This window comes from Curtobacterium sp. MCPF17_031 (genome assembly GCF_003234035.1).
Lineage (GTDB): Bacteria > Actinomycetota > Actinomycetes > Actinomycetales > Microbacteriaceae > Curtobacterium.
Genome location: NZ_QKSG01000001.1, coordinates 450,285 through 475,413 on the forward strand (window position 1 = coordinate 450,285; position 25,129 = coordinate 475,413).

General features: G+C 72.8%; 22 protein-coding genes and 1 tRNA gene. 16 read left to right on the forward strand and 7 right to left on the reverse strand.

Going from position 1 to position 25,129, the window contains the following annotated elements; translation table 11 throughout:
• Nucleotides 1–45: 45 nt before the first annotated feature.
• Together DEJ31_RS17045 and argS are read right to left on the reverse strand one after the other, a co-directional pair.
• Entirely contained in the window at nt 46–816 is a 771-nt protein-coding gene (locus DEJ31_RS17045) for an LmeA family phospholipid-binding protein (RefSeq protein WP_181421443.1), read from the reverse strand.
• A 2-nt stretch (nt 817–818) separates the two neighbouring features.
• Nucleotides 819–2,489 carry an arginine--tRNA ligase gene (gene argS, locus DEJ31_RS02140; protein WP_111121086.1) on the reverse strand — a complete coding sequence of 557 codons (1,671 nt, stop codon included), beginning with the start codon at nt 2,487–2,489 and terminating at the stop codon, nt 819–821.
• A gap of 73 nt (nt 2,490–2,562) precedes the next feature.
• Here argS and DEJ31_RS02145 point away from each other — a divergent pair, with 73 nt between their 5' ends.
• The 4 genes from DEJ31_RS02145 (at nt 2,563) to DEJ31_RS02160 (ending at nt 9,001) form a co-directional block, all read left to right on the forward strand.
• Nucleotides 2,563–3,150, forward strand: coding sequence for a hypothetical protein (locus tag DEJ31_RS02145; RefSeq protein WP_111121087.1), 588 nt, complete (start codon nt 2,563–2,565; stop codon nt 3,148–3,150).
• Nucleotides 3,151–3,308: 158 nt separating this feature from the next.
• A tRNA-Arg gene (locus DEJ31_RS02150) sits at nt 3,309–3,380 on the forward strand.
• 408 nt (nt 3,381–3,788) lie between these two features.
• Entirely contained in the window at nt 3,789–7,676 is a 3,888-nt protein-coding gene (locus DEJ31_RS02155) for a Pls/PosA family non-ribosomal peptide synthetase (RefSeq protein ID WP_258366082.1), read from the forward strand.
• 8 nt (nt 7,677–7,684) lie between these two features.
• Nucleotides 7,685–9,001, forward strand: a complete 1,317-nt coding sequence (locus tag DEJ31_RS02160) for a M1 family metallopeptidase (RefSeq protein WP_258366083.1) — start codon at nt 7,685–7,687, stop codon at nt 8,999–9,001.
• On the opposite strand, the gene DEJ31_RS02165 is transcribed toward DEJ31_RS02160, so the two are convergent.
• The gene (locus DEJ31_RS02165) at nt 8,998–9,726 is read right to left on the reverse strand and encodes an SDR family oxidoreductase (RefSeq protein WP_111121088.1); all 729 of its coding nucleotides are present in this window, start codon (nt 9,724–9,726) and stop codon (nt 8,998–9,000) included. The two genes, DEJ31_RS02160 and DEJ31_RS02165, sit on opposite strands and share 4 nt — an antisense overlap.
• A 53-nt stretch (nt 9,727–9,779) precedes the next feature.
• Between DEJ31_RS02165 and DEJ31_RS02170 the strand changes: the two genes are divergently transcribed.
• A complete protein-coding gene (locus tag DEJ31_RS02170) occupies nt 9,780–10,175 on the forward strand; it encodes a MerR family transcriptional regulator (RefSeq protein ID WP_110902126.1) in 396 nt (131 codons plus the stop codon).
• Here the strand turns inward: DEJ31_RS02170 and DEJ31_RS17050 are convergent.
• A complete protein-coding gene (locus DEJ31_RS17050) occupies nt 10,152–10,895 on the reverse strand; it encodes a 4'-phosphopantetheinyl transferase superfamily protein (RefSeq protein ID WP_181433436.1) in 744 nt (247 codons plus the stop codon). The genes DEJ31_RS02170 and DEJ31_RS17050 overlap by 24 nt on opposite strands.
• A gap of 8 nt (nt 10,896–10,903) precedes the next feature.
• Nucleotides 10,904–11,107, reverse strand: a complete 204-nt coding sequence (locus tag DEJ31_RS17055) for a hypothetical protein (protein ID WP_111043803.1) — start codon at nt 11,105–11,107, stop codon at nt 10,904–10,906.
• Between the two features lie 222 nt (nt 11,108–11,329).
• Here DEJ31_RS17055 and DEJ31_RS02180 point away from each other — a divergent pair, with 222 nt between their 5' ends.
• The 5 genes from DEJ31_RS02180 (at nt 11,330) to DEJ31_RS02200 (ending at nt 16,760) form a co-directional block, all read left to right on the forward strand.
• A complete protein-coding gene (locus tag DEJ31_RS02180; RefSeq protein ID WP_111121089.1) occupies nt 11,330–13,258 on the forward strand; it encodes a TPM domain-containing protein in 1,929 nt (642 codons plus the stop codon).
• A 48-nt stretch (nt 13,259–13,306) separates the two neighbouring features.
• Entirely contained in the window at nt 13,307–14,029 is a 723-nt protein-coding gene (locus DEJ31_RS02185) for a PspA/IM30 family protein (RefSeq protein ID WP_110902123.1), read from the forward strand.
• Between the two features lie 69 nt (nt 14,030–14,098).
• Nucleotides 14,099–14,920: an arginase family protein gene (locus DEJ31_RS02190; RefSeq protein WP_111121090.1), complete on the forward strand. Its 822-nt coding sequence runs from the start codon at nt 14,099–14,101 to the stop codon at nt 14,918–14,920.
• Between the two features lie 79 nt (nt 14,921–14,999).
• A complete protein-coding gene (locus tag DEJ31_RS02195) occupies nt 15,000–16,400 on the forward strand; it encodes an NAD(P)/FAD-dependent oxidoreductase (protein WP_111043805.1) in 1,401 nt (466 codons plus the stop codon).
• A 3-nt stretch (nt 16,401–16,403) separates the two neighbouring features.
• Nucleotides 16,404–16,760: a Fe-S oxidoreductase gene (locus tag DEJ31_RS02200; RefSeq protein ID WP_110902120.1), complete on the forward strand. Its 357-nt coding sequence runs from the start codon at nt 16,404–16,406 to the stop codon at nt 16,758–16,760.
• 335 nt (nt 16,761–17,095) lie between these two features.
• Here DEJ31_RS02200 and DEJ31_RS02205 read toward each other — a convergent pair whose 3' ends face one another.
• A complete protein-coding gene (locus DEJ31_RS02205) occupies nt 17,096–17,923 on the reverse strand; it encodes an ABC transporter ATP-binding protein (protein ID WP_111121091.1) in 828 nt (275 codons plus the stop codon).
• Nucleotides 17,920–18,831 carry a siderophore-interacting protein gene (locus DEJ31_RS02210; RefSeq protein WP_111043807.1) on the reverse strand — a complete coding sequence of 304 codons (912 nt, stop codon included), beginning with the start codon at nt 18,829–18,831 and terminating at the stop codon, nt 17,920–17,922. Before DEJ31_RS02210 ends, DEJ31_RS02205 begins: the two co-directional genes overlap by 4 nt.
• 63 nt (nt 18,832–18,894) lie before the next feature.
• Here DEJ31_RS02210 and DEJ31_RS02215 point away from each other — a divergent pair, with 63 nt between their 5' ends.
• From DEJ31_RS02215 to DEJ31_RS02240, 6 genes are all read left to right on the forward strand, one after another.
• Nucleotides 18,895–19,848, forward strand: a complete 954-nt coding sequence (locus DEJ31_RS02215) for an alpha/beta fold hydrolase (RefSeq protein ID WP_111043808.1) — start codon at nt 18,895–18,897, stop codon at nt 19,846–19,848.
• 110 nt (nt 19,849–19,958) lie between these two features.
• A complete protein-coding gene (locus DEJ31_RS02220) occupies nt 19,959–21,458 on the forward strand; it encodes an ABC transporter substrate-binding protein (RefSeq protein ID WP_111121092.1) in 1,500 nt (499 codons plus the stop codon).
• 10 nt (nt 21,459–21,468) lie between these two features.
• Complete coding sequence (locus tag DEJ31_RS02225; RefSeq protein ID WP_111043810.1) at nt 21,469–22,422, forward strand: ABC transporter permease; 954 nt, start codon at nt 21,469–21,471, stop codon at nt 22,420–22,422.
• Nucleotides 22,419–23,357 carry an ABC transporter permease gene (locus DEJ31_RS02230; protein ID WP_111121093.1) on the forward strand — a complete coding sequence of 313 codons (939 nt, stop codon included), beginning with the start codon at nt 22,419–22,421 and terminating at the stop codon, nt 23,355–23,357. Before DEJ31_RS02225 ends, DEJ31_RS02230 begins: the two co-directional genes overlap by 4 nt.
• Nucleotides 23,354–24,154: an ABC transporter ATP-binding protein gene (locus tag DEJ31_RS02235; RefSeq protein ID WP_111121094.1), complete on the forward strand. Its 801-nt coding sequence runs from the start codon at nt 23,354–23,356 to the stop codon at nt 24,152–24,154. The genes DEJ31_RS02230 and DEJ31_RS02235 overlap by 4 nt, the downstream gene beginning before the upstream one ends.
• Entirely contained in the window at nt 24,151–24,951 is an 801-nt protein-coding gene (locus DEJ31_RS02240) for an ABC transporter ATP-binding protein (protein ID WP_110902113.1), read from the forward strand. The genes DEJ31_RS02235 and DEJ31_RS02240 overlap by 4 nt, the downstream gene beginning before the upstream one ends.
• The last annotated feature ends 178 nt before the right edge of the window (nt 24,952–25,129 follow it).

Here is a 25,129-nt window from a genome sequence, read left to right on the forward strand (position 1 = left end):
GACGCCGCCTGTGGACGGCCGTCGGACACGGCACCACGCGCCCGGTCAGCAGCGACCGGTGGTGCGGAGGCCCGCCTCGTTGAGGGGCAGTTCGTCGGCCGTGATCCGGACCGTCGCCGCCGCCGAGGTCACCCGGAGCGAGCGCACCCGGAGCTGCTCCGGCAGGAACTGCGCCGTGCACACCGGCACCGGGACGTCCGAGACGCCGGGGATGTCGTCGACGTCGAGCCCCAGCGAGGAGTTCGTGATCCGCACCGTCTTCGGCGTGATCGTCACCCCGCGCCCGTCGGACTGCGCCGTGACCGAACCGTCCGCCGCGTAGCCGATCCGGAAGCCGAGCACCGAGGCACTCCCCCGCAGCTCGACCCCACCGTTGATCAGGCGGACCCGCTCGAAGAGGGGCGAGTACTTCGCCAGGTCCTTCACCGCACCGGAAGCGAGCCGGACGGTGCCGTCGACGTCGTGCACCGCCCCCTTGCCGTCCACCGGCAGGTCGTGCGCCGTGACGTCGGCGGCGAGCGGGATGCCCTCCACCGTGAGTCGGTCCGACGTGATCCGGACGTCGTCGAGCGTGCCGCGGAGCAGCTGCGGGATGACGACCCCCGGCACGTGGGCGTCGACCGTTCCCGTCGTGCCGTCCGGCAGCGACTGCTCGACCTGCGACGCGACCGTCCGATCCACCACGCCGCGGAGCACGAACTCCGCCACCACGACGAGCACGGCGAGGACCACGAGGACGACGACCAGCACGATCGCGACCGTCCGGCCGCGGCGCTTCGGGCGTCGGCCCGCTGCCGGCGCTGCTGCGGTCGACACGACTACATCCGGTCGGGCGCGCTGACGCCGAGCAGCCCGAGACCGTTGCGGACGACCTGCCCGGTGGCGTCGTTCAGCCACAGGCGGGTGCGGTGCAGGTCGGTCACCGGCTCGTCGCCCAGCGGGGTGACGCGGCAGGAGTCGTACCAGCGGTGGTACAGCCCGGCGAGCTGCTCGATGAAGCGCGCGATGCGGTGCGGTTCGCGGAGCTCGGCGGCCCGACGCAGCACGCGCGGGTACTCGGCGAGGGCACCGAGGAGCGAGCTCTCCGACTCGTGCGTGAGCAGCGACGCGTCGAACACCGACCGGTCGACACCTGATGCCGCGGCGTTCCGCGCGACGGATTGCGTGCGGGCGTGGGCGTACTGCACGTAGAAGACGGGGTTGTCGTTCGTCCGCTTGGTGAGCAGGTCGAGGTCGATGTCGATCGCGGTGTCGCTCGCGAACCGGACGAGGGCGTACCGACCGGCGTCGACACCCACCGCGTCCACGAGGTCCTCCATCGTGACGACGGTGCCGTTGCGCTTCGACATCCGGAGCGGCTGGCCGTCCTTGAGCAGGTTCACCAGCTGACCGATGAGGATCTCGAGGTTCTTGCCCGGCTCGTCCCCGAACGCAGCGCACATCGCCATCATCCGACCGACGTAGCCGTGGTGGTCCGCGCCGAGCATGATCAGGTTGCGCTCGAAGCCGCGCTCGCGCTTGTCGAGGTAGTAGGCCAGGTCACCGGCGATGTACGCGGGCTCGCCGTCCGACTTGATGACCACACGGTCGCGGTCGTCGCCGAAGTCCGTGGTGCGGAGCCACAGTGCGCCGTCGGCCTCGTACATCCGGCCCTGCTCCTGCAGTCGGGCGATGGCGCGGTCGACGGCCTTCGACTCGTGCAGGGAGTTCTCGTGGAAGTAGACGTCGAAGTCCACCCCGAAGTCGTGCAGGGAGCGCTTGATGTCCGTGAACATGAACTCGACGCCCTCGCGCCGGAACAGCTCCTGCGCCTCGTCGCGCGGCAGGTCCGTCACGTCGAGCCCCGGCTCGAGCGTCGCGAGCACCCGGGCCGCGATCTCGCCGATGTAGGCGCCGCCGTAGCCGTCCTCGGGCGTCGGCTCGCCGAGCGCGGACGCCAGCAGCGACCGGGCGAACCGGTCGATCTGGTTGCCGTGGTCGTTGAAGTAGTACTCGCGGGTGACCAGACCACCCTGCGCCTGGAACACGCGGGCCAGGCTGTCGCCCACCGCAGCCCAGCGGACCCCGCCCATGTGGATCGGGCCGGTCGGGTTCGCCGAGACGAACTCCAGGTCGATCCGCACCCCGTCGTACAGGTCACCGTGGCCGAAGGACTCGCCCTGGTCGACGACGGTGCGCGCGACCTCGCCCGCCGCGGCGGCCTCGAGCGTGATGTTGATGAAGCCCGGACCCGCGACGTCCACCGACGCCACACCGTCGAGCTCCGTCAGCTCGCCGGCGATCTCCGTGGCCAGCTCCCGCGGGTTCGTGCCCAGGCGCTTCGCGAGCTGCATCGCCGCGTTCGACGCCCAGTCGCCGTGCGCCCGGTTCTTCGGACGCTCCAGAGCCACGTGCGAGTCCTCGATCGTCACCGTGTCGGCAGCACCTCGTCGCTCGACGATGCCCGTGAGGATCGACAGGTACGCTTCGGAGAGTTCGGCAGGAGTCACGGCGGACGAGTCTACCGGGACACCCAGGCAGCACCCGGACCACGCTGTGCACCATGCAGCAGGATGGTGCGTCATGACCTCCCGCAGCCTCCGGGCGATCAGCATCGCCGCCCTCGTCGTCCCCGCCGCCCTCGTCCTCGCCGGCTGCTCCGGTGGCGACGGCGACAGCACGACCGCCTCCGCCTCGGCGACCGCGGGCGTCGTGGGACGACCCGTGACGCAGACCTGCGACGAGCTCGTGCCCGCCGACACGTTCAGCGTCTACGGGCAGCGGTTCGACCGCGTCCGGTCCCCGGAACCCACGAAGGGCTCCCCGGTCGCCCAGATCGCCGCTCAGGACGGTCGGGTCTGCACCTGGCGGTCCACCACCGACGACAGCGTGACCGTGACCGTCGCCGTCGCCCACCTGCCGCAGGAGCAGCTGACGCAACTCGAGGACGCCCTCTTCGAACAGGGTGGTTCCGTCCCCACCTACACGGTCGAGGGCTACTTCAGCCTCGCCGGCAGGACCGGCCGCGCCGACGCCTTCGCCGACCACTCCTGGATCCACACCTCGTCCTCCCTCTACACCGAACCCGGCACCGCGCAGCCCGTCGTCGACGCGGTCCGGGCAGCGGTCGCGCCCGACACCACGGCCCCGAGTGGGTCCCCGACTCCCTGATCGGACCGCCCGGTGGGCCGCCGTCGGACGGGAGGCACGGGGCGGGCCGTGCCCCGGCCTCCTGTCCGGCAGGGCGTCCCGTCCGGCGCAGCAGGCCGGGAGGCTGGACACGCGTACGGGGGCGCGGTTCGGACCTGCTACGGTTGATGACACCCCGGGCCCCCATAGCTCAGGGGATAGAGCACTGCCCTCCGGAGGCAGGGGCGGAGGTTCGAATCCTCCTGGGGGCACAGTGAAATTCCCGCGCAAGCTGACGTCCTCGCTTCGCTCGGTCGGCAGCGCGCGATGTCGGCTTCGCCGACTGATCCCCCGTGGTGACCCCGGTGGGTCGGCGCGCCTCGTCGTGGTGACTCCGGTGGGTCGGCGCACCTCGTCGTGGTGACCCCGGTGGGTCGGCGCACCTCGTCATGGTGACCCCGGTGGGTCGATGCAGCTCGTCATGGTGACTCCGACAGGGTGACACACCTCGTCGTGACGACTCCGACAGGGTGACGCGCCTCGTCGTGGTGACTCCGACAGGTTCACGCACCTCGTCGTGACGACTCCGACGAGGGACGCACCTCGTCGTGGCGACTCCGACGTGTGAGCGTCACCGCTGTTTCCGAGGAGGACACCTCGGGGCTCTAGGATCACGCGGCGTGACGCACTCCACGCAGCGGGAACTCGACCGGGGCAGCCTCGCGGCACCCGCCAGGACCCTGCTCGACGTCCTCGCCGCCACCGCCGGGACGCACCCTGACGCCCTGGCCCTCGAGACGCCCGAGGGGCCGCTCGACTACCGCGCGCTCGTCGCCCTCGTGCACGAGGGCGCCGACGACCTGGCACGGCACGGCGTCCGCCGCGGCGACCGGGTCGGCATCCGCATCCCCTCCGGCGGCCGCGACCTCTCGCTCTCGATCCTCGCCGTCCTCGCCGCCGGTGCCGCCTACGTCCCCGTCGACGCCGACGACCCCGAGGAACGCGCGACCCTCGTCTTCGGTGAGGCCGGTGTCGTCGGCGTCATCGGGGCCGGCGGGGTGCTCCGCGACCGCGACGGCGCAGCCCTGCCGGTCACCGACCCCACGGCGAGCGCCGAACCCCCGACCACCGACGACGACGCGTGGGTCATCTTCACCTCCGGGTCCACGGGGGTGCCGAAGGGCGTCGCCGTCACCCACCGCTCCGCTGCCGCGTTCGTCGACGCCGAGGCGCGGATGTTCCTGCAGGCCGCTCCGCTCGGTCCGGCGGACCGGGTGCTCGCCGGGCTCAGTGTCGCGTTCGACGCGTCGTGTGAGGAGATGTGGCTGGCCTGGGGGCACGGCGCCTGCCTGGTCCCGGCGCCCCGGTCGTTGGTGAAGAGCGGTGTGGACCTCGGGCCGTGGCTCATCGCGCACGGGATCACCGTCGTGTCGACGGTCCCGACGCTCGCGGCGCTGTGGCCGGACGACGCGTTGGAGTCCGTGCGTCTGGTGGTCTTCGGCGGTGAGGCGTGCCCGCCCGAGCTCGCCGCCCGCATCGCGTCGCGGGACCGGGAGGTCTGGAACACCTACGGACCGACCGAGGCCACGGTCGTCGCGTGCGGGGCCCTGCTCGACGGCAGCACCCCGATCCGGATCGGGCTGCCGCTCGACGGGTGGGACCTGGCCGTCGTGGACGCCGAGGGGCAGCGGGTCGCGCCGGGGCAGGTGGGTGAGCTCGTCATCGGGGGTGTCGGGCTCGGCCGTTACCTCGACCCGGCGAAGGACGCGGAGAAGTACGCGCCGTTCCCGACCCTCGGGTGGGCGCGGGCGTACCGGTCCGGCGACCTGGTCCGCTACGACCCGGAGGGGCTCGTCTTCCAGGGTCGTGCGGACGACCAGGTGAAGCTCGGTGGGCGGCGCATCGAACTCGGCGAGATCGACGCCGCGCTCCAGGCGCTCGACGGAGTCGCGGGTGGTGCTGCCGTGGTGCAGCGGACCCCTGCCGGCAACCAGGTGCTCGTCGGGTACGTGGCACCGGTCGCCGGCGCGTCCATCGACACGGCCGCGGCGAACGAGCGACTGCGACAGGAGCTGCCCGCCGCGCTCGTGCCGCTCCTGGCCGTGGTCGACGTCCTGCCGACGCGCACGTCGGGCAAGGTCGACCGAGCGGCCCTCCCCTGGCCGCTCGAGGGTGTGACCGGCACCGGCCTGCCGCCGACCGTCGCGTGGATCGCCGAACGGTGGTCCGGGATCCTCGGCGTGCCCGTCGCGGACGTCGACGACGACTTCTTCGCGCACGGTGGCGGCTCGTTGACCGCTGCGCAGCTGGTCTCCGCGATCCGCGAGCGGTACCCGACGACGACCGTCGCCGACGTGTACGACCATCCCCGCATCGGTGCACTGGCGGACGCGCTGGACGAGTCCGGTCCGGTCGCCGCGGTCCGCCGTGACGTCGTGCCGGTCCCGCCCGCGACCGGTGCGCTGCTGACCCTCCTCGGGCTGCCGCTCCAGGTGCTCCGCGGACTGCGGCTGCTCAGCTGGACGGCGCTGGTCGCACAGGTCCTGCACGCCACGACCATGCCGTTCCTGCCCGTGCTGCCCTGGCCGGCGCTCGTGGTCGGTCTCCTGCTGTTCGTCAGCCCCGCGGGCAAGATGACGCTCACGGTCGTCGCGGCCCGTCTGCTGCTGGCCGGCGTCCGTCCGGGCGACCATCCCCGTGGTGGATCGGTGCACGTTCGGGTCTGGCTCGCCGAGCGGATCGCCGAGGCGGTGGACGGTCCCTCCACGGCGGGCGCGCCGTGGATCAGTTACTACGCCCGGGCACTCGGCGCGACCGTCGGTCGCGGCGTCGACCTGCACACGCTGCCGCCCGTGACCGGCATGCTCACGATCGGCAAGCGGGCCTCGGTCGAACCCGAGGTGGACCTCGCCGGGCACTGGGTGGACGGCGACGTCTTCCGGCTCGGCCGGGTGCACATCGGAGCGGACGCGGTCGTGCACAGCCGCTCGACGCTGATGCCCGGCGCCCACGTCGGTGACGGCGCCGAGGTCGAGGCCGGTTCCGCCGTCGCCGGGCCCGTCCCCGACGGCGAACGATGGGCTGGTTCTCCCGCCGGACGCGTCGGCTCGGCACGCCACGGCCGGGAGGCGCGCCCCGCCTCCCCGAGACGCTGGCTGCTCGCCTACGGGGTCGGCTCCGTCGCCGTCGCCGGGCTCCCCGTGGTCGGGGTCGCCGCCGGGCTCGCCGTCGTCGCCGCGGTGGTCGGGCGTCCGGACTCGCTCGTCGCCGTGGTGGGTCCAGCCCTGTTCGCCGTCCCGCTCGGCACGGTCGTCGCCGGCGTCGTGTACGCGGGGCTCGTCGTCGCCGCGGTCCGGCTGCTCGGACTCGGACTGGTCGAGGGACGACACCCGGTGCGCTCCCGGACCGGCTGGCAGGTGTGGAGCACCGAGCGGATCCTCGACGCCGCCCGGACGCTGCTGTTCCCGCTGTACGCGAGCCTCGTCACGCCGCTGTGGCTCCGGCTGCTCGGTGCGCAGGTCGGTCGGGACACCGAGATCTCCACCGTGCTGCTCATCCCCGCGCTGACGCAGATCGCTTCGGGTGCGTTCCTGGCCGACGACACGATGGTCGCCACGTACGAACTCGGCGGTGGACGGGTGAAGATCGGCCGCTCGAAGGTCGGACGTCGGGCGTTCCTCGGCAACTCGGGCATGACCGGTGCCGGTCGCTCGGTCCCCCGCGAGGCACTCGTCGCGGTGCTCTCGGCCGTGCCGAAGAAGGCCAAGCGCGGGTCGTCCTGGCTCGGCAGCCCGCCGGTCCGCCTGCGCCGGGCCGCCGCGCAGTTCGACGAGGAGCGCACCTTCCGGCCGCCGACCCGCCTCAAGGTCGCCCGCGGCGCGTGGGAGCTGCTGCGTCTGCTCGCCCCGATGGTGTCCGCCGGCATCGCCCTCGGCGTCGCGTTGACGCTCCTGGCGTCCTGGAGCACCGTCGGCATCGGGTGGACGGTGCTGCTCGCCGGCCCGGTGCTCATCGTCGCCGGAGCGGTGGCTGCGGCCGTGTCGACCGTGGCGAAGTGGGCCTTCGTCGGCCGGATCACCGCGACCGAGCACCCGCTGTGGTCCTCGTTCGTCTGGCGCAACGAGGTGCAGGACACCTTCGTCGAGACCGTCGCCCGTCCCTGGTTCGCCGAGCAGGCCATCGGCACGCCCGCCCTGTCCGTCTGGCTGCGGAGTCTCGGCGCGACGATCGGCCGCGGCGTGTGGTGCGAGACGTACTGGCTGCCCGAGGCGGACCTCGTCACGATCGGCGACGGCGCGACGGTCGCCCGCGGCACCGTCGTCCAGACCCACCTGTTCCACGACCGCGTCATGCAGCTCGACGCCGTCACCCTCGACGCGGGGTCGACGCTCGGCCCCCACGGCGTCGTCCTGCCCGCCGCCGGCATCGGCCCCGGTGCGACCGTCGGACCGGCGAGCCTCGTCATGCGCGGCGAGCAGGTCCCCGCCGGGACGCTCTGGGCCGGCAACCCGATCGCGCCGTGGGGACACCCGCCGTGGCGTGACGCCCCCGGGGCCGTGACAGACTGACCGGCACCGTGAAGCAGACCGACCCCTCCGCCGACCCGTACACCCCGCACAGCGGCGACCGACGCTGGTCGAGCCGCCACCACGACCTGCACCTCGACTACCGCGTCGCCACGAACCGCCTGGACGCGACCGCGACCGTCACTGCGGTGGCGAACGAAGCGCTCGACCGGGTCGTCCTCGACCTGCACGGGCTGTCCGTCGACCGGGTCGACGTCGACGGTGTCCGCGCGAAGAAGGTCTCCGTCGGCACCCACAAGACGACCGTCACGCCCGCGACGCCGATCCCCGCCGGAGCCGAGTTCACCGTGCACGTCCGCTACCGCGGCGCACCCCGACCGCTCCGGAGCCCCTGGGGCACGCTCGGGTGGGAGGAGCTGACCGACGGCGTGATCGTCGCCAGCCAGCCGATCGGTGCGCCGTCGTGGTTCCCCTGCAACGACCGGCCCGACGACAAGGCGACCTACCGGATCGAGCTCACCTGCGAAGCCGGGTACGACGTCGTCGCGAACGGGGCACTGCTCGGCCGTGACCGCACCGCACGCGGCAGCCGGTGGACCTTCGCCGTCACCGAACCGATGGCGTCGTACCTCGCCACGGTGCAGATCGGCCGCTACCGCACGACGACGATCCGCGGCGGCGACGTCCCGGTCACGCTGCACCACCCGGCCGACCTGACCGCGGCGGTGAAGACCGACTTCGGACGGGTGCCGGACATGATCGCCCTGTTCACCGACCGCTTCGGCCCGTACCCGTTCGCGGACTACGGCGTCGTGGTCACCGACGACGAGCTCGAGATACCGCTCGAGGCACACGGCCTGGCCGTCTTCGGCCGGAACCACGTCGACGGCGAACACGGGACCGACCGGCTGATCGCCCACGAACTCGCCCATCAGTGGTTCGGGAACTCGGTCACCCTCGGGCAGTGGCGGGACATCTGGCTGCACGAGGGCTTCGCCTGCTACGCCGAGTGGCTCTGGTCCGAGCACCGCGGCGGTGCCTCGGCGGACGTGCTCGCCGCCGAGCACCGGGCCGGCCTGCTCGACCAGCCGCAGGACCTGGTGGTCGCCGACCCGGGCGCTCGGGACATGTTCGACGACCGCGTCTACAAGCGTGGGGCGATCGCCCTGCACGCCCTCCGTCGGACGATCGGTGACCAGGCCTTCACCGCGGGGCTCCGGACCATCACCGAACGGCACCGCCACGGGACGGTCGCGACGCCCGACGTCGTCGGGGCGTTCGCGGCGGCGGCCGGCAGGACGCCCGAGGACGTGCTGCTCGCCATCGGACCGTGGATCGACGAGCCCGGGGTGCCGGAACTGCCCTAGTCCCGGGGCCGCGTCTCCCCCGCGAGCATCTGGGCCAGGACCGCGTACAACTCCTCGGGGTCACGGGCGAGCATCTGCTTGACCAACGCCGTCTGCTCGTCCACCACGACCTCGTACACGCCGCGCTCCACCCCGTCGAGGGTCGCGCGCGCCACGTCCGCCGGGTCGGTCTTCGCCAGCGGGACTCCCGCCGCCATGTCCGTGTCAGCGATGCCGAGGTGCACGGACATCACCGATGTCCCCTGTCCGGCCAGCTCGTGCCGCAACGCGTTGCCCATGTTCCACAGGGCAGCCTTCGACACCGCGTAGGCGGAGGCGCCCGGCATGGCCAGCCAGGAGGCGCCCGAGGCGATGTTCACGATGCTCCCACCACCGTTCTCGGACAGGACGGGAGCGAACGCCCGGATCACGGACAGGGTGCCCCAGACGTTCGTGTCCATGTCGGCGTGCGCCGCGTCCAGATCACCCAGCAGGGTCGCCGTGGTGGCGATCCCGGCGTTGTTGATCAACAGGTCGACGTCGGTCGCGACCGCGGCGGCGGCTGCGACGGACGACGGGGAGGTGATGTCGAGGGCGAGCGGCTCGACGCCCTCGAGGTCGATCAGTTCAGGACGGCGGGCGGTGGCGTACACCTTGGCCCCGCGTGCGACCAGCTGGGCGGCGAGGTGGCGTCCGATCCCGCGGTTCGCGCCGGTGACGAGGGCAGTGGCTCCAGAGATGTTCATGCCGCTACGGTAGAACCTGACATCAGCGTGAGGATCAAGCCCGGGAGTCGAGGATGCGGATCGGTGCACTCGCGGAACAGGCCGGCGTCAGCGTGCGGTCGCTGCGGTACTACGAGGAACAAGGCCTCCTCGCGTCCGAGCGGACCGCAGGAGGACACCGGGAGTACCGCGAGTCCGACGTCACGCGTGTGCGCTTCATGCAGATGCTCTACGCAGCGGGCATGCCGAGCCGCCGGATCATCGAACTCCTGCCCTTCCTCGACACCGGGGTCGCCACGTCGACGATGCTCGACCACTTCGACGAGGAGAGCGATCGCATCCGACGCCAGATCGAGGACCTCACCGCTACCCACGATCGCCTCGCGCGCCTCCGCGGCATCGCCGCGGAGTCAGTCGCGGGACGGCCGCCGGAGGAGTGTCGCTCCTCAGCGAACGCCGCCGCCGCCTGATGGCCGGGGTCGTTCCCGGGCGCTGAGCGCCACGCCTCGGTGGGCGCTCTCCTGGTCGATGACCAGCCCGACGCGTCGGTCCTGGACCGTGACCGGGGCGCTGCCTGCCGCGACGGCGAGCACGAGGTCGTCGTCGAGCCGGAGGACCGTCACCGGTTGCACGAGGCCGTCGAAGCGCGCGGTGTGCCCGCTGGGCTCGGGCGTGATGCACCCGAGCACCGCGTTGACCTCGGTCGGGTCGACGCGGAGGCCCCGACCGTCCCGTTTCAGGACGGCCTCCTTCACGGCCCAGCACGCGGTGAGGTGGACGGCGGCGGACCCGGACCGTTCGGCCCGCTGACGCTCCCCCGGCGTGAAGGCGTCGAGCTCGGCGGCGGTGACGCGGGAGGGGCGTTCGACGTCGACGCCGATCGCGCTCGGGACGATCGCGCTCGGGACGATCGCGCTCGGGACGATCGTGTCGGGGCTCGTCGTGCTCGGGACGGCGGCCAGTGCGAGGACGCCCGTCGTCCGCGACAGGCTCACGCGGATGTCGTGACCGTCCACGACGGCTGCCGGACGGCCGTGGTCGGCCGCCCCACAGTGCGCGCACCGACGCACGACACGCACCAGCGCCTCGGCGGTGTCGGTGACGTCCGCGACGAACGCGACCAGGGCCTCCCGGTCGGCGGCGCGTGTCCCACGTCCGGTCAGGACGCGGACGACGACACCGTCCGACACGGAGCCCTTCAGGCGTGCGTGAGGGCGATGAGTGCGACGTTCATCGTCGCGTACTTGCCTTCGGACCGGGTGGCCTGGCGGACGCGGCCACGGAGGACCTCGTACCGGCCGTCGCTCTCGCGGACGAACCCGATCACACCGCTCAGCGGTGTCGACACGCGGTGGTACCCGTCCTCCAGTGGGACGACTTCTGCGGTGGTCGCTCGCTCCATTGCTGGACCCCTTCCTCGTTGACGTGGACTCACCATACCCCGTTTCGGGGGACACGCCTCCCGGATCGTCCGCATCCGGCTCGGAGCCACGGAGGCGAGACGGGGTACAGGTCGACGCCTCCTGACCGAGTTGTCCACAGCCCGGGCCGGTCCAGCGGGTGCCTGGATAGACTCCGGGCGACGGCCACGGACCAGGTCGACAGGACCACGGAAAGAGGACGGATGCGCGCGGTCGGAAGCAGGACGGACCTCGGTTCGGCGAGGGTGACGCGGCTGCTGTCGGGGATCGTCTCGGCGGTGGCCGCGGTGGCGCTCGTCGTGCTCCCCGCAGCGGGAGCGCAGGCCACGGCACCGGTCGACATCGGCAGCGCCTACGTCGTCGACGACGCCGGCGCACTGACCGACGCGCAGCAGGCCGACGTCGAGCAGGCCGTGCAGGAGCTCTACCAGGACACGCAGACGCAGCTCTACGTGGTCTTCGTCCCGTCGTTCACCGACCCGACCGACCACACGGCATGGGGCGCGGCGACGCTGCAGCGGAACCAGATCGAGACGGACGGCATCCTGCTGTCCGTCGCGGTCGACGAGCGGAACTACGACGTCCAGCAGACGAACGAGACCGCCATCAGCTCCGGCGACGTCGAGACCGCGGTCGACTCGGACCTGCTCCCCCGGCTGAAGCAGGGGCAGTGGGCCGCCGCCGCGACCGCGTTCGCCGCCGGACTCCAGCAGAGCCAGCAGCCCGCCGACCTGACCTGGCTGTGGATCCTGCTCGGCCTCGCCGTGCTCGCCGCCGTCGTCGCGGTCCTGGTGATCCGTACCCGCACCAGGCGCCGCGCGGCCGCGGCACGCGAGCAGCAGGAGCAGACCCTCGCCGAGCTCGAACGCCGAGCCGGTGGCGCCCTCGTCACGATCGACGACGAGATCCGCACCGCCGAGCAAGAGGTCGGGTTCGCCGCGGCCCAGTTCGGCGACGACGCCGCGAAGCCGTTCGCCGACACCGTCGCGATCGCCAGACGCGAGGTCCGCAAGGCCTTCGCCCTCCAACAGCAGCTCGACGACGAGGTCCCGGACAGCGCCCAGCAGCGCGTCGACTGGTCGAACCAGATCATCGCGACGTGCGAGCAGGCCCACGCGGCGATCGAGTCCCAGACCGAGGCGTTCGACCAGCTCCGGGCGCTCGAGGAGACGGTGGACACCGCCTCCGCCGAACTCACGACGTCGCTCACCGCGGCTCCCGCCGCCGTCGACGCAGCCCGTGCCGCTCTCGAGCGCGTCCGGAGCGCCTACACCGGCCGGACCCTCGCGACCGTGGCCGACAACGTCGACCAGGCAGGCGAGGTCCTGCGGTACGCCGACGAGCGCGCCGCCGCAGCCCGGACGGCCCTCGCCGCCGGTGACCGTGGCGGAGCGGTCGTCGCCGTCCGCGACGGCCAGCACGCACTGGCTCAGGTGCAGCAGCTCACCGGTGCCGTGACCGCGGCCGAGACCACCTTCGCCGACGCCGCGAGCCGCGCCGAGGCCATGCGCGCCGACATCGAGGGGGACCTCGCCGCCGCCGGCACCCTCACCACCGGTGGTGCAGACCTGGCCGCCGCCGTGGCGCGGGCGCAGCGGGTCCTCCGCGCCGACGTCGACCCCCGCGACCCGGTCGGCGCCGTCGACGCACTGACCAAGGCGAACACCGACATCGACGCGGCCCTCGCCAGCGCCCGCACCGCCGAGGAGCAGCACCGCCGCGCGACCCAGGCCCTCGACGCCGCACTGCGGGACGCCCGGAGCCGGATCACCCAGGCCCGCCAGTACGTCACCGTGCACCGCGGTGGTGTCGGCTCGACCGCGCGCACCCGTCTGTCCGAGGCCGAACGCGCGCTCGACGACGCCCTCGACCTCGCTGTGACCGACCCACAGCGTGCGCTGCAGGCGGCCCGTGCGGCCGAGCAGTACGCGGCCGCGGCCGTCGACGAGGCGAACAACGACATGGGCGGATGGCCCGGTGCCGGCGGGGGCATGGGTGGCGGCCGCGGTGGCGCACAGCTCGGCGGACTCGTCACCGGCATCGTCCTCGGCGGTCTGCTCGGCGGGCGCGGCGGCAGCTACGGTGGCGGCAGCTTCGGCGGCGGCGGCTTCTCCGGCGGCGGCCGGTTCTGACCAGACCTCTCGACCAACCAGCAGTGCATCCACGAAAGGGAACCAGCAATGGCAAAGCAGTCCATCTTCGGCCGCATCTCCACACTCGTCCGGGCGAACATCAACCAGCTGATCGACAACGCCGAGGACCCGCAGCTGATGCTCGACCAGCTCGTCCGCGACTACTCGAACAACATCGCGGACGCCAAGAGCGCCATCGCGCAGACGATCGGGAACCTCCGCCTGCTCGAGCAGGACAACGAGGAGGACGTCCGCGCCGCGCAGGAGTGGGGTCAGAAGGCCGCGAACGCCTCCGCCGCTGCCGACAGGTACCGCGCCGAGGGCAAGGCCTCGGATGCCGACAAGTTCGACAACCTCGCGAAGATCGCGATCGGCAAGCAGATCGCCGCTGAACAAGAGGTTCAGGACAACGCCGCACCACTCGCCACGCAGAACGAGCAGGTCGAGAAGCTCAAGCAGGGTCTCGCCGGCATGGAGCAGAAGCTCGAGGAGCTCCGGTCGAAGCGGAACACCCTCGTCGCCCGTGCCAAGACCGCCGAGGCGCAGTCGAAGGTCAACGACGCCCTGGGCAACATCGACATCACCGACCCGACGAGTGACCTGGCCCGCTTCGAGGAGAAGGTCCGCCGTGAAGAGGCGAAGGTCATCGGTCAGCAGGAGCTGCAGGCCTCCAGTCTCGACGCACAGTTCGAGAGCCTCGAGGACGTCGGCCGTGACGCCGAGGTCGAAGCCCGTCTCGCCGCCCTGAAGTCCGGCGGCCCGACGGTCTGACCCCGACGGGCCGGCACACGCACGACGACTGCTCCGGACGACGTCGGACCCGCCTGACAGACTGACAGGATGCGCTTCATCGTGGTCGGTCAGTGGCAGGGTTCGGCGTCGTCGCGCGCCATGCGGCTCGCGGATGGAGCAGCCGCCGTCGCAGCGGACCTCCCCCGCACGGCGACCACCACGATCGACGTGCCGACCGGTGCCGGCGACCGCCTCGACACCGCGGTCGCGCGGTACACCTCGGTGCTCACGGTCTCCGGCTCCGTCGCCGCGGAGGCGGCTGTCGCCACCGAAGCCGTCCTCGTGATCGGCGGCGACGGGTCCAGCGTGCTCGGCGCCTCCGTCCTGGTCGGGGCGGACACGGCCGTGGTGCGCCTCTCCGGGTCGAGCGGGTTCCGGGCGTTGAACCGCGCCCAGCCGGTCGCGGCCGAGACGGCCGCGCTGCGCCTCCTGGTCGACAGGCCGTCGGATCTGTTCCCGGACCTGCCGGTCGTCCCGGCGTCGTCGGTGGTGGTCGCGGGCACGCGCGGCACCGAGCCCGCCGAGGCGGCCGCTCTGGACCGGGCCGGGATCACCCACCTCGACGTGGACGCGGCGACCCCGGACACCGTCCGTGCCGCGGTCGAGCGCACCGGTGCCGGCAGCGTGTTCGTGCACGTCGACCTCGACGTCCTCGACCCCTCGCAGGTCGACGGGCTGCTCGAACCGGTCCCCTTCGGCATCGACGGCGCAGCCCTCGTCGCCCTGGTCCAGGCGGCCGCGGACGGACGACGGCTCGTCGGAGCAGCCCTGACCGGGTTCGCCCCGGTCGACCCGAGCCGTGCCGTCGAGGACCTGGGCGTGATCCTGCGGGTCGTCGGCGCCCTGTCCACCGCGGCGCGCGCGGCCTGACGCACCCGTCGGGTCCGGTTCTCCACCGGGCGCACCGCTCCCGGCCGATGACCGCCCGGCGAAGGCTACGCTCGGCCACATGACGGACTACGACCTCATCGTGATCGGAGCCGGCGCTGTCGGCGAGAACGTGGCGGACTACGCCCACAAGCGCGGCCTGACGGTCGCCGTGGTGGAAGCCGAACTCGTCGGCGGTGAGTGCTCCTACTGGGCCTGCATGCCGTCCAAGGCACTGCTCCGCAGCAGCCACGCGGTCGCCGCCGCCAAGCGCGTGGCTGGCGCGGCGGAAGCCGTGACCGGTGACGTCGACGCGGCCGCCGTGCTCGCACGCCGCAACTCGTTCACGAGCAACTGGGACGACGCATCGCAGGTGCAGTGGCTCGAGTCCGCCGACATCGCACTGATCCGGGGCCGTGCCGTGATCACCGGCGAGAAGACCATCGAGGTCGACGGCACCACGTACACCGCACACGCCGTCGCCCTGGTCACCGGTTCGGTACACACCCTGCCGCCGGTCCCGGGTCTGGCCGAGGCGAAGCCGTGGGGCACGCGGGAGGGCACCAGTGCGCAGGAGGTCCCGGAGAGCCTGCTCGTCATCGGTGGCGGCGTCGCCGGTTCCGAGCTGGCGACCGCCTGGGCAGCCCTCGGCGCGAAGGTGACGCTGGCCGCCCGCCACGGTCTCCTCGGCGGCATGGAGCCCTTCGCGGGCGAACTCGTCGCCGACGGCATGCGGGAGCTGGGCATCGACGTCCGCACCGGTGTGAACCCGACCCGCGTCGACCGCGACGAGCACGGGCTGGTCACCACCACCTTCGACGACGGCACGACCCTCGTCACGAGCGAGGTCCTCGCCGCGACCGGCCGCGCGCCCGGCACCGAGCACCTCGGGCTCTCCTCCGTCGGGCTGACCGACGGCGAGTGGCTCGACGTCGACGACACCATGCTCGTCACCGGCACCGACTGGCTGTACGCCGTCGGCGACGTCAACCACCGAGCGCTCCTCACCCACCAGGGCAAGTACCAGGCCCGCGCAGCCGGCGAGGTCATCGCGGCACGGGTCCAGGGCCGTCCGGTGCACGCCGAGCCGTGGGGCGCGCACGTCGCCACCGCGGACCACGCCGCGGTCCCGCAGGTCACCTTCACCGACCCCGAGGTCGCGAGCGTCGGCCTCACCGAGGAGCAGGCGCGTCAGCAGGGCATCGACGTCCGCGCGGTCGAGTACGACCTGGGCAGCGTCGCCGGCTCGGCACTGCAGGCGGACGGGTACACCGGCCGGGCGAAGATGGTCGTCGACGAGTCCCGCGGGGTCGTCGTCGGGGTCACCTTCGTCGGGCAGGACGTCGCCGAGATGCTGCACGCCGCCACCGTCGCGGTCGTGGGCGAGGTCCCGGTCGACCGGCTCTGGCACGCGGTCCCGGCGTACCCGACCATGAACGAGATCTGGCTGCGCCTGCTCGAGACCTACGGCCGCCCCGAGTAGCCGATGCGGAACCCGTTCGTCGACTCGCCGGTGTCCCGCGCGGGATGGCTCTTCGCGACCGCCGTGGGCCTGGCGATCGGGTTGCCGCTGTCGTCCGGACCCGTGCGGGTCGTCGACGGCTTGATCGTCTGCCGGGGACTGCCGCGCTGGGTCTTCCGGCGCGGTGGGACCTGCGTCGGCTCGGTCTACCTGACGCGGGACAACGACGGCGACCGGGTCCTGCGGCACGAGCGTGTGCACGTCGACCAGTGGCGCCGCTACGGCATGCTCATGCCCCTCCTCTACGGGATCTCCGGGCGGGACCCGCTCCGCAACCGCTTCGAGGTCGAGGCCGGGTTGGAGGACGGCGGCTACCGCTGACCCGCGTTGCCCGCGCTCGGCACCCGGCTCGGCCGGCGCTGCCCGCCGCCCGTCGCCGCCCGGCCACGCACAACAGCAACCAGCTCGAACCACGGGATCCCGCGGTTCGAGCCGGTTTCCGTTGTGCGGTGCCGTTCTGCGCCGCCGATTCGGTTGAGCGCCCGGCAGAGGACAACCGGGCATCGTCCTCGCGCCGAACGGTCAGGACACCCCGGAACCGATCCGCCGACCGGTCACGTTCGGTCGTTCCGCGACGCTGAGAACGAGGATGTGTGACCACTCGACGGACCCGAGCCGGGCGCGGCAGCGCGGCTCAGCGCACGCGGCAGCCCGGCTCAGCGCACGCGGCGCGGGACGACCAGCGGCGTCCCGGTCTCCGGATCCGGCACGACCACGCACGGCAGCCCGAAGACGTCCGCGACGAGTTCCTCGGTGACGACGGACGCCGGCGTCCCCTGCGCGACGATCGCGCCGTCCCGCATCGCGATCATGTGCGTGGCGTAGCGGGCCGCCTGGTTGAGGTCGTGCAGCACCGCGACGACCGTGCGCCCGGCGGCGTGGAGCGTGGACGCCAGTTCGAGCACGTCGTACTGGTGCGCGATGTCGAGGAACGTCGTCGGCTCGTCGAGCAGCACGATGTCGGTCTGCTGCGCGAGCACCATCGCGATCCACACCCGCTGCCGCTGCCCGCCGGAGAGTTCGTCGACGCCACGGTCGGCGAGCCCCAGGATGTCGGTCTGCGCCAGGGCCGCCTGCACGACCTGTCGATCGGTCCCGCTGGAGGGGTGCAGCAGGTCCTGGTGGGGGAACCGTCCTCGGGCCACGAGGTCCCGCACGGTGATGCCGTCCGGGGCGATCGGCGTCTGCGGCAGCATCGCGACCCGCCGGGCGACGGCCTTCGGGCGGTACGACGTGATCGGCCGGCCGTCCAGGTACACGGTACCGGCCGAGGGCTTGAGCGTCCGCGCCAGCGCCTTGAGCAGCGTCGACTTGCCGCACGCGTTCGGCCCGACGATGACGGTCAGTTCGCCGTCCGGGACGTCCACGTCGAGGTCCTGCACGACCACCCGGTCGTCGTACCCGAGCCGGAGCCCCCGGGCTCCGAGCGCGGTGACCGGCGCCTCCGGGGTGAGGACGGTGGCCGGACGACCGGCAGGACTCAACACTCCGCCTTGCCGTGCCGCCAGTACCCCATGAACGCGACCTGCTTCCGGTCCAGGCCGATGCTCCGCACGAGGTGACGACGGAGCTCCTTGACGCAGCCGGCCTCCCCCGCGATCCAGGCGTACACGGGCAGGTCGTCGTCCTCACGCGGGACGTCCCAGAGCACCTGCTCGTCGACGTCCACGTCGACGAGTTCGGCCGCGGCCGCAGCGCGTCGGTCGACGACGAGCGGGTCCGGTGCCACGGTCGAGGCCCAGGCGTGCACGTGGTCCGTCATCCGGGCCCCGTGTGAGGCGCCGTTGCGGGCGATCCAGCGGACCTCGACCCCGGCGGGCGCCGACACCGGCAGCCGGTCGGCGTCGGTCGGGACCTCGATGAAGACGTGTCCGACGGCGCTGACGTCGAGGGCTTCGAGGATGGCGCAGATCGCGGGCGCGGCGGTCTCGTCCCCGGCGAGCAGGATCCGGTTCGCGGACCCGGGCGAGAACTCGGCAGCGCCGGACGGCAGGTCGGCGGGCGACTCCGGGACGCTCGGCCCGACGATCCGCAGTTCGTCACCGACGCGGCACGCGGACACCCACCGCGATGCGGGGCCGGCGTCCCCGTGGGCGACGAAGTCGATGTCGAGCTCGTGGGCGTCGGGCCGGAACGAGCGGACGGTGTAGGTGCGGATCGGGTTCCGGGTCGCGTCCGGCAGGGCACGCCACGCGGCGAACCAGTCCTGGCCCTCGGGCAGGTCCGAGAACCCGTGGCCCTCGAGCGGCAGGAGCACCTTGATGCGCTGGTCGAGACCGACGGCCGAGAAGTCCGCGAGCTCATCGCCCGTCAGCGTCACCCGGACGAAGTGCGGGGTGAGCGACGTGACGGCGGCCACACGGACGGAGAAGACACGGTACCGGGCTGCCACACCTCGAGTATGGCATGCCTAACCTAACGACAGAAGGGCGCGAGGCACTGCGACACTGGTCGGGTGTCCGAGCACGATGACGAATTCGCCGACGTCCCCGCCCTGGCGGCCGCGAGCGGCGTGACCGAGCCGCTCCGCGCCTCCCGGCAGGACGTCCGTACCGACGGCGGTGGGACGGTCTCCGCGATCCGCTGGTCGCGCACCAGCCCGCCGGCAGTCGGACGGGAGGCGCGGATCACCTACCTGCACGGGCTCGGCATCGACGCCCACAGCTTCGACCAGACCGCGGTCGCGATCGACCAGCCGGCCGTCGCGCTCGACCTGCCCGGGCACGGCCGCTCGGCCTGGCGGGAGGACGCGGACTACGCGGCGACCGCGACGGCACCGACCGTCCTCGCCGCCCTGGACGCCCTCGACGTGCCGCCGGGGCTCGTCGTCGGCCACTCACTCGGTGCGATCCTGTCCGCGCGGCTCGCCGCCCTCGCACCCGAGCGGGTCACCGGGCTCGTGCTCGTCGACATGTCCCCGGACTTCGCGCAGCGGGCCGTCGACCGGATCGCCCGTGCCCTGGAGTCCGAGGAGCCGTTCGCGAGCCTGGACGAGGTCGTCGAACGGGCGATCGCCGCGCGAGTCGGTGGGGACGAGGCGACACTCCTCCGGGAGGCGCGCCACTCGACCCGGCTCGGCGCCGACGGACGACTCGTGCGGCGGCACCACTTCCCGCACCTCGGCGGTCGCACGTCGTCCGTCGGGCGGTTCGCGGACGCGTGGCCGGACCTCGAGCAGCTCGACGTCCCGCTGCTGCTCGTCCGCGGTGACCGGGGGTACGTCTCCCCCAAGCTGCACCAGGTGTTCGCCGAGCGGCTGCCGGACGCCACGATCGTGACGGTGGAGTCGCGGCACGCCGTGCAGACGCAGGCGCCGCTCGCCCTCGCGGACGCGATCCGGGAATGGGCGACGGCTCACGGCTTGTTGGATGGCGTCGAAGAACCCCCCGAGACTTCGTCCGAGACCTGACACCGCCGGTGCCCGGCCGCCCGGTAGCCTCGTCCGAGCGTCGCTGACGACCGTCGTCGCGCCGCCCTCGTCCCGGCCCTCGTGGGTCTGGCTCCGGGAAGGAACCCAGCATGCGTCCGCTCCACCGCACCGCCCTGGCCGCGGCAGCCCTCGTCGTCGCGACCTCGGTCGCCCTGACCGGCTGCTCCGGCGGCTCCGACGACACCCGGGGCAGCGCCGACGGGACGGTCCGGGTCGGCCTGGTGCTCGAACCGACCAGCCTCGACATCCGCACCCAGTCCGGCAACGCGCTCGATCAGGTGCTCATCGACAACGTCTACCAGGGGCTCGTCGGACGGACCGCGGACGGGAAGGTCCGCGACGTGCTGGCGTCCTCGCACGAGGTGTCCGACGACGGCCTGACCTACACGTTCACGCTGCGCGACGGTGCGACCTTCCAGGACGGCGAGCCGGTCACCGCGAAGGACGTCGTCTGGTCGTTCGAGGACGTCAAGGCGCACGAGTCGTACGTCGACGCGGACGACCTCGCCGCGGTGGAGACTGTGGCCGCCACCGGGGACGACACCGTCACGCTGACCCTCTCGAAGCCGGACTCGGACCTGCTCTGGAACCTCACGGGCCGCGCGGGCCTGGTCCTCGAGCAGGCGGCCGACAACGACCGGACGAAGACCGCCAACGGCACCGGGCCGTTCGAGGTCGCCAGCTGGAAGCAGGGCGACTCGCTCACCTTCCGCCGGAACCCGGACTACTGGGGAGCGAAGGCGAAGGTGGCGAAGGTCGTCTTCCGGTACATCACCGACCCGTCGACGGCCGTCAACGCGATGGCCGGCGGGGACCTCGACGTCGAGACCGCGGTCGACGGCACGCTGAAGAGCCAGCTGCAGGACACCTCCGGCGTCACACTGCACACCGGCAAGACGACCGACAAGTACACGCTCGCGTTCAACGACCAGAAGGCACCCTTCGACGACGTCCGCGTCCGCAGGGCGATCCGGCAGGCCATCGACCCGAAAGCCGTGATCAAGGCCATCGGCGGCGGCGGCGTGGAGCAGGGCGGCCCGATCCCCGCGCTCGACCCCGGCTACCAGGACCTGACCGACATCGACGCGTACGACCCCGCCGCGGCGAAGAAGCTCCTGCGGCAGGCCGGCGTCACGAAGCCGACGCTCACCCTGACCTACGCCAACGTGTACCCCACGGCGATCGGCGATGTCCTGACCTCCGAGCTCGCTGAGGTCGGCATCACGCTCAAGGTGCAGCGCGTCGACTTCGCGACCTGGCTCGATTCGGTGTTCGAGAAGAAGGACTTCGACCTCAGCATGGTGAACCACACCGAGGCGCGGGACTTCGGCAACTGGGCGAACCCGGACTACTACTTCGGGTACGACAACCCGGAGGTCCAGCGGCTCTACGCGGCCTCGCTGGTGACCACCGACCAGGCCGAGAAGGTGCGCGCCCTGCAGCAGGCGGCGAAGATCGTCAGCGAGGACGCCGCAGCCGAGTGGCTCTACACGGCGACCACCACGACGGCGGTCCGCGACGGGGTCACCGGCTTCCCGTTCGACAGCACCACGACTCGCTTGGACCTGGCGGACCTCGCCGTCTCGTAGCATCGGAGTCGTGACCCGATTCCTCGTCGGGCGGGTGCTCCTGCTCGCCGTCGGACTGCTCGTGGCGAGCCTGATCGTCTTCGCGACGCTCCGCGTGCTCCCCGGTGACGTCGCGCAGGTGGTCGCGGGCGCCGAGGCGACGCCCGCCCAGGTCGCCGCGCTCCGCGAGCAGCTCGGGCTCGACCGGCCCGTCGTGCTGCAGTACCTCGACTGGATCGGCGGCCTGTTCCGCGGTGACCTCGGCGACTCGCTGGTCACCCGTGGCCCGGTCGCTCCGGAGATCGCGCAGAAGCTCGCGGTGACGCTGCCGCTCGCCGGCATGTCCCTCGCGGCAGCGCTGGTGATCGGCGTCCCGCTCGGCGTCCTCGCCGCGGTGCTCCGGCGCCGACCCGGCGGCGCGGTCATCTCCGCCGTCGCGCAGGCCGTCGCCGCGATCCCGGTCGTCTGGGCCGGCATGCTGCTCGTCGCCCTGTTCGCCGTGACCCTGCACTGGCTGCCCGTGCAGGGTTTCCCGCTCGACGGTTGGGACACCCCGGGCCGGGCGTTCGCGGCGCTCGTCCTGCCCGCGCTGACCATCGGCGCGGTCGAGGGGGCCGTCATCCTCCGCTTCACCCGGTCGGCGACGCTGTCCGTCCTCGACGCCGACCACGTCCGCACCGCGGCGGCGATCGGCTTGACGAAGAACCGGGCGCTCCTCCGCCACGGCCTGCCGAGTGTCGCGCTGACGGTACTCGCGGTCCTCGGGGTGCAGATCGCCGGGCTGCTGGTCGGCGCCGTCGTCGTCGAGCAGCTGTTCTCGCTACCCGGGGTCGGCCGCATGCTCGTGACCGACGTCGGCCGGCGCGACATCACGAAGGTGCAGTCCGAACTCCTCGTGCTCACCGGACTCGTGCTGCTGGTCGGGTTCGCCGTCGACGTGCTGCACCGCGTGCTCGACCCCCGCCAGCGCGAGGCCTCGTCATGAGCGCGCTCCGCCGATTGCTCCGGACCCCGACCGGACTGTTCGCCGTGGTCGTCCTCGGGCTGCTCGTCGTCCTGGCGGGGGTGTCGCTCGTCTGGACGCCCGAGGACCCCTTCCGCACCGACCCGTTCCACCAGTGGGAGCACCCGAGCGCCGCGCACTGGTTCGGCACCGACGGGGTCGGCCGCGACATCGCCAGCTACCTGCTCGCCGGCACCCGCACCACCCTCGTCGTCGCGGTCGGTGCCGGCGTCATCGCGACCGTCGTCGGCATCGTCCTCACTGCGATCGGCTCCCTCACCGCCCGCTGGGTCCGCGAGGCCACGGCGGTGCTCCTCGACGTCCTGGTCGCCTTCCCCACCCTCCTCACCGCGATGCTCCTCACCGCCGTGTACGGCGGGTCGCTCGGCGTCGTCGTGGTGTCCGTCGGGCTGGCGTTCGGCGTCACCATCGCCCGGGTCGCCCGCGGCGAGATCCGGCGCATCGCCCGGAGCGACTACGTCGTCGCAGCCCGCGCGTCCGGGGTCGGCCCGCTCGGTGTGCTGTTCCGCCACCTGGTGCCGAACGCGGCGCCGCTGTTCACCGTGCAGCTGTCGCTCGCGATGGCGACCGCGGTCCTCGCCGAGGCCGGGCTGTCCTACCTCGGCTACGGCGCCGACGCGGGCACGGCGTCCTGGGGGCGCCTGCTGTCCGACCTGCAGACGTACATCGGGGTGCACCCGTGGAGTGCGACCTGGCCGGGTGCGGCGATCGCGCTCGTGGTGATGGCGCTGTCCCTGCTCGGCGACGCGGTCCGGGACGCCACCGACCCTCGGCTGACGACAAGTCGGCGGGGGCCGGACGCGGCTCCCGCACCCGGCACCGCAGTGGGCACGCCCGACACACCCGACACCCGCGGCACGACCGGCACGGTCAGCGGAACGGAGGGCATCGCATGAGCACCGGAACGGCGACGACCGGCCTCGAGGTCCGCGGCCTGACGGTCCGGATCGCGGGGCGGACGGTGCTCGACGACGTGACGTTCACCGTGCCTCCTGGCCGTCGCGTCGGCGTGATCGGCGCGTCCGGGTCGGGCAAGTCGATGACCTCACTCGCCCTGATGGGCCTGGAACCCGCCGGTGCGACCGTCACCGGCAGCATCCGCCTGGACGGACGGGAGCTCGTCGGCCTGCCCGACCGCGAGCGTGCACGCACCCGCGGCGCGGCGATCGGGATGGTGTTCCAGGAGCCGGGGACCGCCCTCGACCCGCTCCGGCGCGTCGGCAGGCAGATCGTCGAGCCGCTCCGGCTGCACCGGGGTCTCGACCGGCGCGCCGCCGCCGAGGCCGCCGTCGGACTCGCCCGGGACGTCGGTCTGCCCGACCCGGAACTGCTGCTCCGGCAGTACCCGCACCAGCTGTCCGGCGGGCAGCGGCAGCGGATCTGCATCGCGATGGCGATGGCGGGCGAGCCCGCGTTCCTCGTCACCGACGAGCCGACCACGGCCCTCGACGTGACCACGCAGGCGCGGATCCTCGACCTGTTCGAGTCGCTCACGGCCTCCAGGGGGACGGGGATGCTGTTCGTGACGCACGACCTGGCGGTCCTGTCGCGGATCGCGGACACGGCGGTCGTCCTGGAGGGCGGACGTGTCGTCGAGCAGGGTCGCGTCGCCGACCTGCTCGCCACGCCCGGGCACCCCGCCACACTCGCGCTCGTCGAGGCAGCCCGCGCCACCGCCAGGAGGACCTCGTGACGGAGCCCGACACCGCCGCTCCGGCCCTCGCAGGCGCGGACCTCAGCCGCACGTACCGGCTTCCCCGACGTGGCCCCTTCGAGCCCGGCGCGGTCCGCACCGCCTTGGACGGCGTCGACCTCATCGTCCCGTCCGGCGCACGGCTCGGGATCGTCGGTGAGTCCGGGTCCGGCAAGTCGACGCTCGTCCGCCTCCTCGCCGGGCTGGAGGCCCCCACCACCGGCACGGTCCACGCTTCTGGCCGCCCTGTGGACGCGCGGGCATCGGCCGCGTCCTCGCGCTGGTTCCGGCGCGAGACCGGCATCGTGTTCCAGGACCCGGTCGCCTCGCTCGACCCGCGGATGCGCGTCGGTGCGATCGTAACCGAACCGCTCCGGGCACTCCGTGTCGCCGGCGACCACCGCGCGATGGTCGCGGCGGTCCTGGAACGGGTGGACCTGCCCGCCGACGCCGCCGACCGGTACCCGCACGAGTTCTCCGGCGGGCAGCGCCAGCGGATCGCGATCGCCCGGGCGGTGGTGCACCGACCGCGGATCCTGTTCGGGGACGAGCCGATGAGCGCCCTCGACGTGGTGGTCCGTGCCCGCGTGATCGACCTGTTCCGCTCGTTCGTGGACGACCTCGGGGCGACACTCGTGCTCGTCTCGCACGACATCGGGGTCGTCCAGCGCCTGTGCGACACCGTCGCGGTGATGTCGGCGGGGCGGATCGTCGAGCACGGCCCGGTGTCCCTGCTCGACGCGCCGACGCACGAGGTCACCCGGGCCCTGGTCGCGGCCGCGCCGACGCTGCCGTAGGCGCGCGGGAGCGCGACGAGCCGGGCCGAGCGGTCACGACACCCCGCTCACTTCCGCCGACCGGTCACGAACCGTCGCGAACGCCGCCCCAGAACGACGACTTGTGACCACTCGGCGCCAGGACCCGGGCGTGGCCGACACCCCCCCGGCGCGAGGCGAGGCGAGGCGACAGGCCCGA

What these genes read in the sequence shown, in the direction of transcription:
- DEJ31_RS02145 (WP_111121087.1), top strand. Translation starts at nt 2,563, where the DNA reads ATGACCTCCCGCAGCCTCCGGGCGATCAGCATCGCCGCCCTCGTCGTC.
- DEJ31_RS02165 (WP_111121088.1), bottom strand. Translation starts at nt 9,726, where the DNA reads ATGAACATCTCTGGAGCCACTGCCCTCGTCACCGGCGCGAACCGCGGG.
- DEJ31_RS02170 (WP_110902126.1), top strand. Translation starts at nt 9,780, where the DNA reads ATGCGGATCGGTGCACTCGCGGAACAGGCCGGCGTCAGCGTGCGGTCG.
- DEJ31_RS17055 (WP_111043803.1), bottom strand. Translation starts at nt 11,107, where the DNA reads ATGGAGCGAGCGACCACCGCAGAAGTCGTCCCACTGGAGGACGGGTAC.
- DEJ31_RS02180 (WP_111121089.1), top strand. Translation starts at nt 11,330, where the DNA reads ATGCGCGCGGTCGGAAGCAGGACGGACCTCGGTTCGGCGAGGGTGACG.
- DEJ31_RS02185 (WP_110902123.1), top strand. Translation starts at nt 13,307, where the DNA reads ATGGCAAAGCAGTCCATCTTCGGCCGCATCTCCACACTCGTCCGGGCG.
- DEJ31_RS02190 (WP_111121090.1), top strand. Translation starts at nt 14,099, where the DNA reads ATGCGCTTCATCGTGGTCGGTCAGTGGCAGGGTTCGGCGTCGTCGCGC.
- DEJ31_RS02195 (WP_111043805.1), top strand. Translation starts at nt 15,000, where the DNA reads ATGACGGACTACGACCTCATCGTGATCGGAGCCGGCGCTGTCGGCGAG.
- DEJ31_RS02200 (WP_110902120.1), top strand. Translation starts at nt 16,404, where the DNA reads ATGCGGAACCCGTTCGTCGACTCGCCGGTGTCCCGCGCGGGATGGCTC.
- DEJ31_RS02220 (WP_111121092.1), top strand. Translation starts at nt 19,959, where the DNA reads ATGCGTCCGCTCCACCGCACCGCCCTGGCCGCGGCAGCCCTCGTCGTC.
- DEJ31_RS02230 (WP_111121093.1), top strand. Translation starts at nt 22,419, where the DNA reads ATGAGCGCGCTCCGCCGATTGCTCCGGACCCCGACCGGACTGTTCGCC.
- DEJ31_RS02235 (WP_111121094.1), top strand. Translation starts at nt 23,354, where the DNA reads ATGAGCACCGGAACGGCGACGACCGGCCTCGAGGTCCGCGGCCTGACG.